The sequence below is a fragment of the Paenibacillus sp. FSL F4-0087 genome (assembly GCF_038020215.1).
Classification (GTDB): Bacteria; Bacillota; Bacilli; order Paenibacillales; family Paenibacillaceae; genus Paenibacillus; species Paenibacillus taichungensis.
Genome location: NZ_JBBODJ010000001.1, coordinates 47,709 through 63,375, shown reverse-complemented (window position 1 = coordinate 63,375; position 15,667 = coordinate 47,709). Strand labels below are relative to the sequence as shown.

At 47.5% G+C, this 15,667-nt stretch carries 13 protein-coding genes; 6 read left to right on the top strand and 7 right to left on the bottom strand.

Translation table 11 applies throughout. From position 1 onward, the window contains the following. Positions 1 to 87 precede the first annotated feature (87 nt). The 3 genes from MHB84_RS00255 to MHB84_RS00245 form a co-directional block, all read right to left on the bottom strand. Positions 88 to 1,650 (bottom strand): response regulator, encoded by a 1,563-nt coding sequence (locus MHB84_RS00255; RefSeq protein ID WP_083678927.1) that lies wholly within the window; start codon positions 1,648 to 1,650, stop codon positions 88 to 90. Continuing rightward, a complete protein-coding gene (locus MHB84_RS00250) occupies positions 1,625 to 3,442 on the bottom strand; it encodes a sensor histidine kinase (RefSeq protein WP_076289690.1) in 1,818 nt (605 codons plus the stop codon). The genes MHB84_RS00255 and MHB84_RS00250 overlap by 26 nt, the downstream gene beginning before the upstream one ends. Positions 3,443 to 3,550: 108 nt before the next feature. Then, positions 3,551 to 4,840 (bottom strand): Gfo/Idh/MocA family oxidoreductase, encoded by a 1,290-nt coding sequence (locus tag MHB84_RS00245; protein ID WP_076289691.1) that lies wholly within the window; start codon positions 4,838 to 4,840, stop codon positions 3,551 to 3,553. 125 nt (positions 4,841 to 4,965) lie between these two features. Here MHB84_RS00245 and MHB84_RS00240 point away from each other — a divergent pair, with 125 nt between their 5' ends. Beyond that, complete coding sequence (locus MHB84_RS00240) at positions 4,966 to 5,850, top strand: AraC family transcriptional regulator (RefSeq protein ID WP_076289692.1); 885 nt, start codon at positions 4,966 to 4,968, stop codon at positions 5,848 to 5,850. Positions 5,851 to 5,900: 50 nt separating this feature from the next. Here MHB84_RS00240 and MHB84_RS00235 read toward each other — a convergent pair whose 3' ends face one another. Further along, positions 5,901 to 6,188, bottom strand: coding sequence for a hypothetical protein (locus MHB84_RS00235; protein ID WP_099852880.1), 288 nt, complete (start codon positions 6,186 to 6,188; stop codon positions 5,901 to 5,903). Positions 6,189 to 6,432: 244 nt separating this feature from the next. Continuing rightward, on the bottom strand, positions 6,433 to 7,377 hold the full coding sequence (locus tag MHB84_RS00230) for a glycosyl hydrolase (protein WP_076289694.1): 945 nt from the start codon (positions 7,375 to 7,377) through the stop codon (positions 6,433 to 6,435). A 375-nt stretch (positions 7,378 to 7,752) separates the two neighbouring features. On the opposite strand from MHB84_RS00230, the gene MHB84_RS00225 reads away from it, so the two are divergent. Next, positions 7,753 to 8,199, top strand: a complete 447-nt coding sequence (locus MHB84_RS00225; RefSeq protein ID WP_076289695.1) for a RidA family protein — start codon at positions 7,753 to 7,755, stop codon at positions 8,197 to 8,199. 5 nt (positions 8,200 to 8,204) lie between these two features. Continuing rightward, positions 8,205 to 8,795 (top strand): GNAT family N-acetyltransferase, encoded by a 591-nt coding sequence (locus MHB84_RS00220; RefSeq protein ID WP_433923309.1) that lies wholly within the window; start codon positions 8,205 to 8,207, stop codon positions 8,793 to 8,795. Positions 8,796 to 8,963: 168 nt separating this feature from the next. Here MHB84_RS00220 and MHB84_RS00215 read toward each other — a convergent pair whose 3' ends face one another. Next, positions 8,964 to 10,808, bottom strand: coding sequence for an IucA/IucC family protein (locus tag MHB84_RS00215; RefSeq protein WP_076289696.1), 1,845 nt, complete (start codon positions 10,806 to 10,808; stop codon positions 8,964 to 8,966). Between the two features lie 24 nt (positions 10,809 to 10,832). Beyond that, the gene (locus tag MHB84_RS00210; RefSeq protein ID WP_076289697.1) at positions 10,833 to 12,134 is read right to left on the bottom strand and encodes an MFS transporter; all 1,302 of its coding nucleotides are present in this window, start codon (positions 12,132 to 12,134) and stop codon (positions 10,833 to 10,835) included. A 232-nt stretch (positions 12,135 to 12,366) separates the two neighbouring features. Between MHB84_RS00210 and sbnA the strand changes: the two genes are divergently transcribed. From sbnA to MHB84_RS00195, 3 genes are read left to right on the top strand one after another with little or no spacing between them, the layout of a single operon-like run. After that, entirely contained in the window at positions 12,367 to 13,374 is a 1,008-nt protein-coding gene (gene sbnA / locus MHB84_RS00205; RefSeq protein WP_143764717.1) for a 2,3-diaminopropionate biosynthesis protein SbnA, read from the top strand. Between the two features lie 27 nt (positions 13,375 to 13,401). Then, positions 13,402 to 14,421 carry a 2,3-diaminopropionate biosynthesis protein SbnB gene (gene sbnB, locus MHB84_RS00200; RefSeq protein WP_076289698.1) on the top strand — a complete coding sequence of 340 codons (1,020 nt, stop codon included), beginning with the start codon at positions 13,402 to 13,404 and terminating at the stop codon, positions 14,419 to 14,421. Further along, positions 14,412 to 15,635, top strand: a complete 1,224-nt coding sequence (locus MHB84_RS00195) for a type III PLP-dependent enzyme (RefSeq protein ID WP_076289699.1) — start codon at positions 14,412 to 14,414, stop codon at positions 15,633 to 15,635. Before sbnB ends, MHB84_RS00195 begins: the two co-directional genes overlap by 10 nt. Positions 15,636 to 15,667: the final 32 nt, after the last annotated feature.

Here is a 15,667-nt window from a genome sequence, read left to right as displayed (position 1 = left end):
ATCACCGCGAAATTGAATCCGCTTACAATATTTGCGGTGATTCTCTTGGTAAATTCATCATACCGGGGAGGGGGAGAAGCCGGAATCTCATTTCTTCGGATCATGATTATCAATTTTTTCGGAATGCAGCAAACGATAATCTGAAGGACTTATGTTGAACATTTTTTTGAATTTTGAACTGAAATAGCTTGGGGAACGGAAGCCTGTCAGCTCTGTAACATCCCAGACGGTTAGTTGGGTTTCCCTCAGTAAACGTACGGCATGTTTCATTCGCACCTCGGTTACATATTGAATAAAAGAGATGCCGGCAGCTTCTTTGAATATCTCTGAAAAATAGGTAGAGTTGTAGTTATAATGGTCAGCTAACGAAGTTAATGTCAGTTCCAGCATGTAATTTTCCTCAATATATCGTTTGGCCGATTCAATAACCGTATCTTCTCCAACCTCGGATGGCTGCTGTTGATTCACAAAATCTTCCGCCCAATGCATCAGCAGCAGTTCTGCCTGGTCTGGGGTCTTTAGCCAAAGCACCCATTCCGGGGAAATCCACGAGGATTCCTGTTCGAACAATAATGAAATTTGAAAAAGGCTTCGGATCATATGGGAAGTGGATATCCGAAATGAGTCAGCAAGCTCCTTTCGAATCACGGTGCGGAAGGAATCCAGCTCTCCACGAATGAGGCAACGATGCAGCATGCGACTGGTTTCCTCAGGCAGTAATGGACTATGATCTACTACGGGCACACGGTCCTGTGCACCTTTGCGCCCAGCAGAGTTCCAAGCCAAGAGGGAATGAATATAGCCTTCTTTCCAGCGCTCAAACCCAGACACGGACAATCCCAATCCAACTTGTACATCCATCGTTAAGACAGAGCGGGTCTGTGCTGTGATCTGCTGAGCAAATTCGTGCTGAATACCTTCCAATGTAATGAAATGCATGATTCCAGGGTGGGCTCCGTCATGGAACACTTGCACGTTATCTGGATAAGATTGAGCCATTTCGTGACAAAGCAGTTCAAAGGGTAGGTGGAGCTTTTCGGGAATACGTTCCACTGAGGCAGTCTGTATACCGGAGTTTCGCATGCCAGCGGTGATGAAACAGACGCTGTGATCCTGCCAGGATTCCAGATGGAACAGCCGCATTCGCTCTGGCAGTGAAGAAGGTGGCACGCGATGTCCCCTAACAAGATCAAGCAGGAAACGTTGCTTCATTTCAATGTAATACTGGGAGAGACGCCATTGCATCATTTCGGAATCGCCGTGCAGCTGTTTCTTTTTATCCAACTCATCTTTGATTTTATTTAAAGTGGTTTTCAGTTCATCCCGGGTTACAGGCTTCAGCAAATAGTCCATGGCCTGGCTGCGCACACCTGCTCTGGCATAGTGGAAATCTTCATATCCAGTGATGATCATAATTTGAATGTAAGGATTAAGGCTTCGGCAAACGTCCAGTAATTGGACGCCATCCATGACCGGCATGTTCATGTCTGTAATTAACAAGTCAAAATGTTCAGCTTTCAGAAGCTCTTCCGCTTCGATGCCGTTTGCTGCTTCACCTGAAATGATAAAGCCCATGTCTTGCCAGTTCACTTTCAATTTTAGTCCTTCGCGAACCTCGATCTCGTCATCTGCGATCAATACGTTGTACATCATATTCCTCCTGTGCGGGTAGAATCAGTTCAATAGACGTGCCGTTATGCTCTCCGTTCTCGATCTGAATGTTAAACAGACTTCCGTAATGCAAGCGGCAGCGTGCAACTACATTACCGAGCCCAATGTGCCAGCTTTGGCTTCGCAATAGGGGTTCCAGCTGAGATGCTTCAACAGGATCATGAATTTTCTGGATGATTTCGGCTGGAATCCCGGGCCCATTGTCTGAAATGTTGAAATGAAGGTGGTTATTCCGTCTGGAGATCAGGATGTGTACCTCTGCCGTCGTTTGATGCCGGAAGCTGTATTTGACGGCATTCTCAATAAGCGGCTGAAGAATAAATTTAATGATGACCAGAGAATTCAGCCTGCCTTCCTGTGTCAGAGTAATGTCCAGCTTATGACCGAAACGGGTTTGCAGAATGGAGATATAGTGGCGGATATAAGCCAGTTCCTCTGCAAGCTGTACCCTGTCGTCACTTGTATTCATGGAGAATCGCATCATTTTGCCCAGATCCTCAATGACCTGAACTGTATCATCTGTTCGGCGCTGCATGGCGAGACTGCTCACCAGTTCCAGCGTGTTAAACATAAAATGGGGATTAATCTGCATGAGCAGCGCTTTATACTCAGCTTGCTGGCGGAGTAGCTTCAGCTCGAATTCGTTCTGGATGTGCTGTCGCAATCGGCTGATCATGTAGCGGAAAGTGGAGATGACATAACTGACTTCGCTTTTTACATTTTTGTCCGGAGGCAGAAGGGACTCTGCTTGATCGAATGCGCCGCGCTGTACCTGTCTCATGGCCAATACCAGTCGTGTTAAAGGTTTGGTGACGCCATAAGAGAGCCAGGCAGCGGCAAACAAAGAGACGAGAATGAGAACAATGGTGACCACCAGAATGGTACTCTGAAGTTTGTGAAGAGAAGAATATAGCTCTTTTTCCGGTGCCAGACCAGCCAGCATCCAGCCCGTACGCCCCAGCTTTTTGTATACCAGAATGTCACGCTGTCCTTCATCATTGTTTAAGTACACGACACCCGATTTGAGCGAGTAGTTCCGGATCTGATCGATTTCTGCTAAAGCTTCGGCACCAAGCTGATTGACCTGTTGGGAAAGAATAGGACTTCCTTGTTCGCCCAGTAGAAAAATAGTGCTGCTCTCAGCCAGATGGATTCGGTTAAGCGGTTCCAGAAAGTAAGATTCGCTGACGTTAATTTTCATCACATTTTGGGCTGTAGCATGGTGAAAGGTCCCAATGGGCATTAGCAGACTAACTACCGGGTTGCCATGATCCCTTATATTTTCATGTTGATCGGTATGTGCAGGCAGCCAGTGATTCCCTGAGATAAAGAAATTTTTGTACCATGATTCTTGCAAGAAGAGAGGGTCGGTCGTTACTTGATTTTCACTGCCAATCCTCAGACCATTTCGTCGATAGATGGAAACATCGGAGATACTCGTGTAGCTGTTCGTAGCCTGGGTCAGAAAACGGCTCATCCCCAGATTGACAAGCATCTTTTCCCCTTCAGGAAGGTTGGGGTCACTTATCGCGTTATCCCAGTTCTTGGCGGTATCGCTGTTGAAAACAAGAGAGGCTGCATCATAGATCTGCATTTGAACCATATCGACATAGGAGCCGTATTCCTCCATCTTCTCAAGAGCAGAGGATTCAATGTAAGAGCGAATCACAGTACGTGATTCCTTAAAGAGTAGGAAGGAGAGTGTACCAAAACAGAGAACGAAGAGCACAACGATAAAGGCGATCAGGCGGCTTTTTAATGAGAAAAACATGGGTTCCTCCTTAAGCGAATAGACGTCAAGACCGTCGTCAAAATGGGAAAAAGACTGCGTATTACACGCAGTCTTTGAATTAAATGTGGTTGGAGCGGCCTTGCGTTCCTAGAAACGAACCAGATTGTTGATGCGAACAGGTAAGCCGGTTGCGATGGCGCGGTTGGCTGCAATTCCGGTGAGGATGGATCTTGCTCCGTCGAATTGGTTGGCAGCGCGGTGGTATGGATCTTCCGCTGGCTCTCCAAACAGATCATTCAGAAGTACAGGATCACCTCCGCCATGACCGCCTTCTTTTTCCTCGACCTGAACCTCGTATGGGGCATCGAACATGGGAAGGACACGCAGTGTTTTGCCAATCAATGCACCTTCAAGATTTTTGTCACCCAGCGAGTTAACATAGGATTGTTCAACAATATTCATTTCGATCCGGCCTTTGGTGCCATTAATGGCGATGCGATAGCCTTCCCACGGCTGGTATGCAACCAGTGAATAGGTCAAAATGGCTTTGTTCTGATACTGGACAAGAACACCCATCGTATCCTCGATGTTGATGCCATCTCCGAATACGCTTTGATCCCGCTGGTAGCCGTCTTCCGGTTCAGCATCCAGATACATGGCTTTGAGATGTGCATCCGAATCCAGATGCAGGGCAAAAGGATCTTCTTGCGCAATCGGGTTGCCCGTTGCACGAGTGTAAAACTGGGTCACGCCTCGTTCCTCTGCGTTCTCTCTACCATAATACATGAGATCGCCGAATGCGAAGACGGTCTCAGGCTGCGAACCGATCCAGAAATTGACCAAGTCGAAGTGATGCGTGGATTTGTGTACGAGCAGTCCGCCACTATTACGCTTGTCCCGGTGCCAGCGGCGGAAGTAATCTGCGCCATGGCGCGTATTCAGCAGCCATTCGAAGTGGACCGAAGTCACTTTTCCGATTGTGTCGTTCTGAATCAGTTCGCGTATCTTGGTGTGGTGCGGCGCATAACGGTAGTTAAAGGTGACGCGTATATTTTGTCCAGTCCGCTTGACGGCATCAAGAATATCCTGACATTTGTGTTCATCGATGGTCATGGGCTTCTCAGTCACAACATCACAGCCAAGCTCCATTGCCCGAATGATATATTTGTGGTGGGTGCGGTCGATGCTGGTTACAATGACGAAGTCCGGCTTCTCGTTCTCAATCATCTGATCAAACTGATCTGCAGGATAGGTTGGTACCTCATTGTATTTATATTTTTCCCTCAGCAGCTGATTGGCGTAATTCATGCGTGTCTGGTTAATGTCACAAAAAGCTGCAAGTTCGGATGTTTCCCTGAAATTTTGGGCTAATGCTCCATAGAAAAATTCAGCACGGCCGCCTGTTCCGACCAATACGTAGCGTTTTTTGTTACTCATGTCTATCGCCTCCTTGAATATAGCTTTAGACTATAACAAGGAAGCACTTCATTCGCCGCTTTTTGTGCGTAATCGCTTTCAAATGCCGCTTATTTTGCTATAATTCAACTAAAGGGGGCAGCTGCATGATACAGACATTTCAAGCGGATTACCATGATCCCACCGGATATTTGAATATCGAATATGATCGCCGCCTTGGATATTTTTCCATGACCGATGACCATCTGCATGACCATTATGAGCTGTACTACCTGCTATCGGGTGAGCGCATTTACTTCATTAAGGATCGAACTTATCGAGTCAAAGCCGGAGACTTCGTATTCATTAACCGGAATACCGTTCATAAAACAATGGAGAGTGGAAGACCAGACCATGATCGAATTGTTCTGTATATCAAGCCAGAGCTGTTCACCGAATTGGCCATTTTACCCGAGCTGGCTGAGGGACTGAAGGAGCCATTCGGCTGGAATATTCCCATTCTGAGGCTTCCTTCACAGGCAAGTGAAACAGCGGAGCGAATGGTCAGTGAAATGATTGATGAGATGGTCCATACCAGAGATGGAAGCAGTCTGCTGCTGCGTCACCGATCCGTTGAACTGCTGTTGTTTGCTTACCGTAACAAACATTTGAGCACCGTGCACTCGGCCGACAGTGAGCCGGTTCTGCATCCCAAGGCACAGGCAGTGGTGCGTTATCTCAACGATAACTATCAGCAGGATCTAGCGCTGCCTGAGGTTGCTGCATTATTTCGAATTAGTCCCCATTATCTAAGCCGTTTGTTCAAACAGACTACAGGTTTCACGTTCAGCGATTATCTCAATCTGCTTCGTGTGAAGGAGGCGCAGCGTTTGCTGCGTGAAAGCGAGGATTCCATAACCGAGATCGCTCTGCGAGCGGGATTCAGCAATTTTTCACATTTCGGGAAGATGTTCAAGCGTACGGTTCAGGTGTCACCGAGGACATATCGACAGGAGTTTAGAGAAGTAGGTTCGACGAGAGTGCTGAGATAGGGTGGGTTTATTTCAAACGTTGGAGTCCCTTAATAATGATGTTTGTTTTATCACTTACCTTTTGTAATTCTTTCAATGAAAGCATAATATTCGAAAGCGTTCTTAATATTGTTCGTATAGATGCTCAGGTTTGTTTCATCTGTTGTTTTGTTGCTTTTGATGTATCGATCCAGCTCTTTTTTATAATGTATACTTTCCAGAATAACACTGCGGTAAGCTGAGTCTGCAGAAGACTCGATACGATGTTTGAGTTCACGATACTTATGAAAAAAGATGGATGCAATAATCAGAATGATAGTGAATAAAATCAGAATAATATGTCGTGTTTTTGTACTCATAAATACGTCCTTGTTCATGTATTTAGTATTTTCCCATTTTGAAAATGGAGTTTTACATAATAACATGTAACGACACTTAAACCTATAGGTAAATACAGGAAGGAAATTCTTGAAGACACGCGATCCGAAGCCGAACATGTAAAAAAAAGAACCTGAGCAATCCTGCGTGCGCAGACATTGGTTCAGGTCCTTTATTATGACGTTGTATAACAGTGTTTAAATCTCACTTTAGGAAAAACGCAGCTCAAACCGAAATTTGACTTGTATCGTTCTCCGATCGCAACTTCATCTGTAACACTTCATCCCGTGGACAGACCATCACACCATCAATGACATCGAGACGTGCGGCCTGAATGGAGGAACGACGTGCGGGTTCGCTGGCATGATCGATACCTTCGATCCGGTCCGGGTGGGTAAAATAAAAGATATAGGCTTCATCATTCTGTACGACGACATCTGCATGCAAACCGATTACACCATCATCCTCACGATTTCCTGGCTGATCGAGAATCAGACTGTTCCATTCCCAATGCTCCAGGTCATCCGACTTGTAAACAGCCTGTTCTCTCCATTCGTCAACAATCATCCAATACGAATCACGGAAACGAAATACGTTAGGCCCTTCATGCGCACGCCCTGTAATAACCGGACCGATGACTTCCCATTGATAGAGATCCGGGCTATCTGCTGCATACGTATGGGATGAATTAGCTTCATCCTTGTACCACATCCGGAATTTTCCGTTCGGCAGCGGGTAAATACACGCATCAATCACACGATCCGAGCTAAGCTCCAGTTTGCCATGGAATGTCCAAGAGAGCAGATTCGTACTGGTGTAATGCAAAATGTGCCGATCATGGCCAGCCCAGTCATGAGGCACCCCTTGAATGTAACTGACATACATGTGATACGTGCCCTCATGCCAGAAAATTTCGGGAGCCCAGAACGTATTATGTCCCCATTCATGCTCCAACCCGGTTAACGTACCACGATAAGTCCAAGACTGTCCACCGTCAGCTGAAGAAGCTACGCCCAAATCCGTGCCATGCACCCAGGCGAACTTTGGCCCTCCGGCTGTGGCTCTGCGATTGGTATAGATCATCCACCAGGTTTGCTCGGAACGATTCCATACAACGACCGGATCAGCAGCTCCATCAAAGATGGGATCACGAAACAATGGTGCACTCATGATGATTCCTCCTTATATTCAATCCCAGTGATTTTAGAGTTATTGCTTCTATCGTAAAAGAAATGATTTGAAATTACAATCTGACGTTTTCAATATTTAAGGAATTATATATTTATTAATTCATTTAAAATATCAATAAAAATATCAATTGAATCTAACATCGTAAACTGCACCCTGTATCCTAGTTTAGAGCATTTAATGCTGATCGACATTTGAAATGTAATTAATTACTTATATAGAAGGAAAATATCCTTCAACCCATTTTACATCTTGCAGTTCAAGAGCAACCGGCGTATATTGAGATTTAACTAAATTAGGAATAAATTGAAAGATTGATAGCTTGTAAAGACATTTTTATACATAAAGGAGAAGCCGATGATACAGACCAGATTGGATGAATTGGGCATTGTATTGCCCCAAGCAAGTACGCCGGCAGCAAAGTATACCAATGCGGTGATTGTAAATGGAATCATGTATGTGTCCGGTAAAGGGCCGGATACGCAAGAGCGTGGCAAACTGGGGGAGCAGTTCACGACGGAGCAGGGATATGAATTTGCCCGAAATGCTGCCATCGAGGTGTTGGCTGTCGTTCAGGAAGTGCTTGGTTCACTGGATCGGGTGAAACGGGTGGTTAAAGTGCAGGGGTTCATCAATGCGACCGCCTCGTATGAGGAGCACCATAAAGTGTTAAACGGGTTCTCGGATCTGATGCTGGAAGTGTTTGGAGAACAGGGCGCGCACGCCCGTTCCGTATTTGGCGCTGTATCCGTGAGGGACAACTTGCCGCTGATCATTGACTCGATTTTCCAAGTGGAGGAGTAGAGTTCATGACCAATCCCGCTTCAATGAATCCGTTAATGCTGTCTTTTCCCGAAAGTTTCGAAACACCGCGTTTGACCATTCGTGCCCCGAGGTGGGGAGATGGAGCGGCAGTGAATGAGGCAATTTGTGAAAGTGCGGAGCAATTACGTTTGTGGTTGCCTTTTGCCGAGAACATACCTTCACTGGAGGAATCGGAAGCGCATGCCCGCAAAGCCAGGCTGCAATTTCTGGAGCGTACCGACATGATGCTTCATTTACGTGACAGGTTTACGGATGATTTCGTGGGCAGCAGCGGACTGCATCGAATCGACTGGAATGCACGTTGTTTCGAAATCGGTTATTGGATCAGAACTTCGCGTGCCGGTGAGGGTCTCATGACAGAAGCAGTCAGAGGTATTGAGCAGTTCGCAATAACCTATATGGAGGCGAACCGGCTGGAAATCCGCTGTGATGCCCGCAATGTGCGAAGTGCCAAAGTGGCTGAGCGCGCAGGCTATACGCTTGAAGGTGTACTGCGCAAGATGCGGCGTGACAGTACAGGTACGTTGGTAGATATGATGGTGTTTGCCAAGGTAAGAGGAGATGAGTTTGAATAAATAGGTTGAAAAAAGATAAGAAATGAATCGGAAAATGATTTAAAAGAAAGAAAGAAACGGCTTCTGGAAGAACACGTTGTGTTGTTCTCCAGGGCCGTTTTTTGATATGCAAATATTGGAGGCTGGGAGATACTGCTGGATGAATTGGAGCAGATAAAAGGAACCTCCTTATCTCATTGGATTGGGAATGTTGACGTATAACGGCGTCTCACCACGCTGATGGAAGCGGCTGAGCAGATTGGCTTTGGCTGGTAAGGTCTCGGTGGTCAACAGATCACGAATGACGTCGTTGATGTGCGAGGATTCGGCTGTCTTTTTCCGAAGCTCCTCTAATGTATTTCTCACCACCCTCCAGTATGGCTGCTCCTGTTGACCAGTATAATATGCCAGACGCTGCACCACATGACTGAGGTGATTGACAAAGAAATAATATTTCAATCGATGACGTGATTCTTCTTCGGTATACAAGACAGGACTGTTGGCATTGACTACCTGATCGATCCAACCTTGCTGTTCCGCTAAGGCTCGATTGACACTGATGCCCTCCAGATCCCTAACCACAAAAGTGGCAGGCATACCATCTTCAAGACGCAGCATGGAATTCTGTACATGAGCTTCCAGACTAATGCCTGTCTCGGCATACAGTTCCACAAGTGGAACCATGGACAACTCCAGATATTGACGAAGCCATTCATACCAGTCTGTCTGCACCCTCGCATCATTTACACGATCCGGCGACGAGGATGATTGGAGACTTTCCCGGACGGCCCGGAACAACAGCGGTTCGGTTTCTCCGGGAAGTACCTCCATCAGAGATGCCACAACATAAGGAGCCCCTGAAGCAGAGCGGCAAGACTCTGGTGCTTCGCGCAGGATCATGGAGAATCCGGAGATCAGCGCCTCCTGAGTGGGCGAAGGTATCTCCGGTACCTTCAAGCTACGGTAGCCTTTTTCCAGCAAAATTTGAAATTTCTCTGACGTCCAGCGATCCTGAATCTGCTGTACAATTCTGGATGCATCCAGTGTGCGCAGCAACTGCTCTTCATTGTTCTCGCGAATAAAATTTGTAATTCGAATATGAAGAGACAGCTTATAGAAACAACTTTCCTTTGGATTCCAGACCGTGCGCACCGATGAGGTAGGATACACGGAAGGTCCGGTAGAGCCCAGATCAATCAAAGTGTCTTGTCGTAATAAGGACTTTACAGGTTCAAGTGTCCGCAAATAGGCGGCCTGCCAAGGATGACAAGGGAGGAGGACATAATGTTTGCTTTCCAGAGAGAGGTGCTTCCAAGCGGCCTCGGCCATTTCCGCAGGAACCCAGGGTGCTTCACTGCCATAGTCCACGGTATCCAGCCAATCCTCCAACACAAGTTCAGGTGCGACCGCAAAACAGCTGAGCGGAAAGCTTACGCCAAATTCTGGCGAATAGGCATGCGAATCCGAAGAACTGAAGCCCTCCAGACTTTTCGGAGTTGGATGAAATGGATGACCACATAGCAGTGTCTGTTCTAGATAGCGAAAATCCAATGTTACAGGAGATGTTGTACTCAGGGCATGCTCCAGATAAGAGGTCATATGCTCCAAACTGTTGTAAACCATCTGCTCCAGCTCTGCTCTTTTCAACATTCGGGCTTTAAGATTGGGTTCTACAGATGATATTTCATCGAGCAACAGCGTTGTTATTTGTTCAAAAGAAACTTCTCTCCAACCATCGGGCTGTGCCCCGCCTGATTCTGCAATGTGAAACTTGTCGCCATAGACATGATGTCCAGCGGCGGAACGATGAAGCAGATTTCCATATATCCTCTGACCAGTACGCGGAAGCTCAATAACAAGTGAAAAGTTTGGCCGCGTGGTAATTCGAACATAAGGATCATGCTGTTCGGTTTCTCGGAGATAGGCGTTCAATATACGGCTTAGCATCTCCTGACGAGCAATTCCGCTCGGCGATACTAAAGAGGGATGAACAGTCTGCTGGAATGAATCGATGGTGATGTTATCCTTGGTCATGATTGATTATCATCCTTTCACAAATTATTGGAGTGGCAGTTGTACGGGAGCTTTTGGCTCATGAACCGCTGGGCGGCGTACAGCAAGCGAAGCGGCAAGCATGACTGTCCCCATGACGAGAAATACAGCTGGAATTCCCCAGATACCTCCGATTAGAACCCCAATGGACGGACCGGCAATCTGACCAGCCATTAACATACTGTTGGTAGCTCCGATGCGCACGCCCCGATCCTGATCGGTGGAGGATTTCAGCACGTTGAGCATGACCGTCTGCAACAGGGCGCTGTAGAAGAATCCTTGCAGAAAACGTACAACTAGCAGCCAGGCCACCCCGAGTGGAAGTGTATGTGCAAGCAGACACAAGCCGCATAACAAACCAGCCAGCCGGAGATTGCGTTCGGGTAAGTAACGATCGTTTCGCTTACCCCACCACGATGCGCCAACCAATTCACCAACCGAAGACATCGCGAGCAGAACCCCGACGGTAAGCGCAGCTGCACCTGAGGAAGGGACGATTTCACGAATAAACGGAGTAAACATCGTAAATGTTGCAAAATCTGCGAGCTTAAAAATGATGCCTGCGATAACGAGTCTTCGGGCAATCGGATGCGTAATCAGCGAAACGAAGGCATGGATAATTCCGCTCTTGTTTCTGTTTTTGCCATGGTTATTCAACAGAGCGGCCGAAGGCTGGTGCTGTTCCACAGGAGATACTTGAGTATTGTTCTTGGCCGTACGCGTTCGATGAGTCGTCGCCCCCGTTAATACGATTGCGGCAAGCACAGCAAAGCTCAATGTCAACGAGGCCGTAATGAACAATAGCGGACGACTTCCCCATGTGTTTACACATATGCTTCCTAGTAGTGGTCCCACGAGCAGACCTGCTGCCGATGCCCGCTCCAACTGTCCGAGCGCAGAACCCTGCTTTTGGTCAGGGGCATGGGTTCCCACAAACGCACTGCTTGCATCAGATATGCCACCGAAAGCCCCCTGGCAGAGACGGAACAAAAAGAATTGAAAGGGCGTCTGGGCAACGCCCATCAGAAACATGCTAAGGGCCAGTCCGACCAGCGCTCTGACAACCATCCATTTTCGACTCCAACGATCTCCGATCTTACCCCAAAAAGGGGTCAGAAGTGCGTAGGACAAAGCAGGCGCAGATACGGACAGACCTGTCCACATCAGCACCTCTTCCGGCGTTCCCGCGTTCAGATGCTCCATGTAGTAGGGTATAAAAGGGCTGATTCCAGTCAGCCCGGCACTGGAAAGAAAGCGTCCACCCCACAAAATGCGGACGCTCTGTTTCCATGCCATTTGAGACATCATGTGTCTACTTCACCACCTTGATTTTGGCAATTTGAAACCAATTGCTGATCAGATTATCAAGAATGATTCTCAATGTCAATCTTATTTTTTTCAAAAACTTTCCAAAAATTTTAGTGTTGACAGGAAAAAAAAGGATATGCATAATAGGCCCTGTGTCCAATTTTGAAAATGATAATCATTATCAATAAAACGATTTTGGACAACAATATGCCCAGAAAGCTGGTGTAAAAACATGGAACAAAGTACCCTGCAAATCAAGGATCGCTCGCTTAAAGTTGCGGATTCCATTATCGATTGTATCGGTCAAACACCACTGGTTCGCTTGAATTCCCTGTTCGGATCTTCAGGAGCGTCGGTGTATGCCAAGCTGGAAATGATGAACCCCGGCGGCAGCATGAAAGACCGACCTGCACGATACATTATCGAGCAGGGTCTGCGAGAAGGAACGATCAAACCAGATACGCATCTCATCGAGAGCACTTCAGGAAATCTGGGAATTGGTCTCGCATTAACCGCAAAACGATATGGCCTGAAATTCACCTGTGTGGTTGATCCAAAAATCACATCGACGAATCTGAGAATGATAACCTACCTCGGGGCACAGGTTGACATGGTGACTGAACCGGACGAATACGGAAGTTATTTGCAATCCCGTATTCGCAGGGTCAAGGAGTTAGCCAGTCAGGACCCGGCAGGTTACTGGATCAACCAGTATGCCAACCCTTTGAACTGGCAAGCTCACTATCATGGTGCAGGTCAGGAGATTGTGGAGCAGATGGATGGACAGATAGACGTACTAGTGTGTGCAGTGAGTACGACTGGAAGTATTCTGGGCATATCCCGCCGTGTGAAAGAGGCAAATCCGCATGCGCGGATCGTAGCCGTTGATGCAGTTGGCTCGATCATTTTTGGCACACCATCACGTCAGCGTGAATTGCCAGGTATCGGCGCCAACCGTGTCCCTGAGTTATTCAGCCCGAACGAGATTGACCAAGTTATTCATGTGGATGATCGGGAATCTGTGCTGGGCTGCCAGAAGCTGCTGGAACGGGAAGGCATTTTTGCAGGAGGTTCGTCCGGATCACTGGTTGCTGCACTGGAAAAACTGGTTCCAACCTTGCGGCCTTCAGCCAAAGTGGTTACTGTTTTCGCAGATCGTGGAGAACGTTATCTGGACAGTGTGTATGACGAGCAATGGGTTAATCAATTGCCGCCAAGCCAAGCTATTAAGAGTATTTAAAAATTTATCTCAGAGGAGAGATCAAATATGAGCACCGTTCAGGATCATAGCCTTTTGTATATGAGTAAACAGGATATTATAGATCTGGGAGGGCTGTATTCAGAGCCATATGTCAAAGCAGTAACCCGTGCACTGGAGCTTCATGCCAAGCGGGATATCGTGCAACCGTTGAAGCCTTATCTGCGGGTTAACGAGGAGAGCGGTCATATTGCCGATCGCATTATTGCGATGCCTGCGTATGTGGGTGGCGATGTAGCGATCAGTGGTCTCAAGTGGATTGGAAGCAAACATGATAATCCGGCTAAGCGTCATAAGGAACGTGCAAGCGCTCTTATTATCCTCAATGATCCGGAAAGCAACTATCCGGTGGCGGTGATGGAAGGCAGCGTGATCAGTGGGATGCGCACGGCAGCGGTTACAGCCATTGGGGCAAGATATTTAGCCAGAGAAAGTTTCCGCACAGTGAGCGTAATCGGCTGCGGGGTAATCGCCAGAATGCAGATCACCTCGCTGCTTGAACAATTTGACTCCATTCGGACCATACATCTGTATGACCTGAATGACGATACGGCCCGCCAGCTTGCCGATGAAATTGGTTCGCGTTTTGATCAGGTTGAAGTGCTGGTGGAAGATTCGTCAGAACAAGCGGTACGACAAGCGGAAGTACTTGTAACGGCTACGGTAGCCTCATCGCCCCATATTCCGTATGAATGGATTGCCAAAGGTACCTTTGTCAGTAACATCTCGATTATGGATTTGCACAAGGATGTATTTACGCAGGCAGACAAAGTGGTCGTGGACGACTGGGATCAATCCAATCGGGAGAAAAAGATTATTAATCAGCTGGTGCTGGAAGGGAAATTCTCCCGTGAGCAGCTTCATGCTGAACTCGGCGAGATCCTGATTGGGGCAAAGTCAGGACGAGAACATGAGGATGAGATTATTGTGCTGAACCCGATGGGGATGGCGATTGAGGATATCTCCAGTGCGGCAGAGATGTATGCAAGAGCCGTTGAACAAGGAAAGGGCACACGTTTATGGCTATAGAGCTGAAGATAGGACGTATGCCTCAGGTTGCAAGAGTTCGTGAGCACCTATTGGCACTGAAAGAACAGCAGACCGAACCGGTATGTGCCTACATCCGGGATGTAACAGCACTCGTCGCTCATGTGCATCAACGTGTACAATCCATGCCGGAATCTAGTCAGCTGTTCTATGCCATCAAAGCCAACTCGGAAGAAGAGGTGCTTCGAGCGCTGGCCCCTGTAGTTCATGGCTTTGAAGTGGCATCTTTGGGCGAGATCGTGAAGGTGAGACAAGTCTCAGCGGATATTCCGATTCTGTTTGGTGGACCAGGCAAGACGGAAGTCGAGCTTCGGGGAGCGATAGAGCATAAAGTGCAGCTTATTCATGTGGAGAGTATGCACGAGCTAAACAAGCTGAACGAGATTGCTCGTCAAAACGACGTTCGGGTATCCGTATTGCTGCGGATTAACCTGAAAGGTCCACTGCCGCAGGCGACACTGGCTATGGGCGGTCGTCCGACCCAGTTCGGAATCGACGAGGTTATGCTGCCACAAGTCATGAACCAGCTCCGACACTTGCCACATATTCAGGTGGAAGGCTTTCATTTTCACTCCCTTTCGAACAATCTGGATGCGGAGCAGCATGTGAAACTGGTTGAGTATTACTGCACGATCGCACGGGATTGGGCGAGGCAATATGGTTTCACGCTTCGGTATTTGAATGCCGGGGGTGGAATTGGTGTGAACTATGCCCATCTGGAGCAACAGTTTGACTGGAACACATTTGTGAATGGGATTGCACCGGTATTGCAAAAGGAACTGCCTTCGGAAACGACTTTGTTGTTCGAATGTGGGCGTTACCTTACGGCGTCGAGTGGGTATTATGCAACCGAGGTGCTTGACGTTAAAGTCAACCATGGTAAAACATATGTCATCGTGCGTGGCGGTACACATCATTTTCGCCTACCCGTTTCTTGGCAGCACAGTCATCCGTTCGAAGTGATTGAGGTGGAGAACTGGACGCATCCGTATGACAGACCCGAGGTGAAGGAAACCGCTTTTACAGTGGCAGGCCAGCTATGTACTCCGAAAGATATTTTGGCAAGTGATATTATGTCAGGCAGGGTTCGGGCAGGAGACATTTTGCTGTTCCAATATGCGGGTGCTTATGGCTGGGCGATCTCGCATCATGACTTTTTGAGTCATCCACACCCGCAGCACATTTATTTGCAGTAGCACATGAAATGGTTTGAGGCAGTGCAATCATG

Excerpts from the sequence above, each read along its gene's own strand:
- sbnB (WP_076289698.1), top strand. The coding sequence starts at position 13,402 with ATGAGCACCGTTCAGGATCATAGCCTTTTGTATATGAGTAAACAGGAT.
- MHB84_RS00225 (WP_076289695.1), top strand. The coding sequence starts at position 7,753 with ATGATACAGACCAGATTGGATGAATTGGGCATTGTATTGCCCCAAGCA.
- MHB84_RS00210 (WP_076289697.1), bottom strand. The coding sequence starts at position 12,134 with ATGATGTCTCAAATGGCATGGAAACAGAGCGTCCGCATTTTGTGGGGT.
- MHB84_RS00250 (WP_076289690.1), bottom strand. The coding sequence starts at position 3,442 with ATGTTTTTCTCATTAAAAAGCCGCCTGATCGCCTTTATCGTTGTGCTC.
- MHB84_RS00255 (WP_083678927.1), bottom strand. The coding sequence starts at position 1,650 with ATGTACAACGTATTGATCGCAGATGACGAGATCGAGGTTCGCGAAGGA.
- MHB84_RS00240 (WP_076289692.1), top strand. The coding sequence starts at position 4,966 with ATGATACAGACATTTCAAGCGGATTACCATGATCCCACCGGATATTTG.
- MHB84_RS00245 (WP_076289691.1), bottom strand. The coding sequence starts at position 4,840 with ATGAGTAACAAAAAACGCTACGTATTGGTCGGAACAGGCGGCCGTGCT.
- MHB84_RS00220 (WP_433923309.1), top strand. The coding sequence starts at position 8,205 with ATGACCAATCCCGCTTCAATGAATCCGTTAATGCTGTCTTTTCCCGAA.
- MHB84_RS00230 (WP_076289694.1), bottom strand. The coding sequence starts at position 7,377 with ATGAGTGCACCATTGTTTCGTGATCCCATCTTTGATGGAGCTGCTGAT.
- MHB84_RS00235 (WP_099852880.1), bottom strand. The coding sequence starts at position 6,188 with ATGAGTACAAAAACACGACATATTATTCTGATTTTATTCACTATCATT.
- sbnA (WP_143764717.1), top strand. The coding sequence starts at position 12,367 with ATGGAACAAAGTACCCTGCAAATCAAGGATCGCTCGCTTAAAGTTGCG.
- MHB84_RS00195 (WP_076289699.1), top strand. The coding sequence starts at position 14,412 with ATGGCTATAGAGCTGAAGATAGGACGTATGCCTCAGGTTGCAAGAGTT.
- MHB84_RS00215 (WP_076289696.1), bottom strand. The coding sequence starts at position 10,808 with ATGACCAAGGATAACATCACCATCGATTCATTCCAGCAGACTGTTCAT.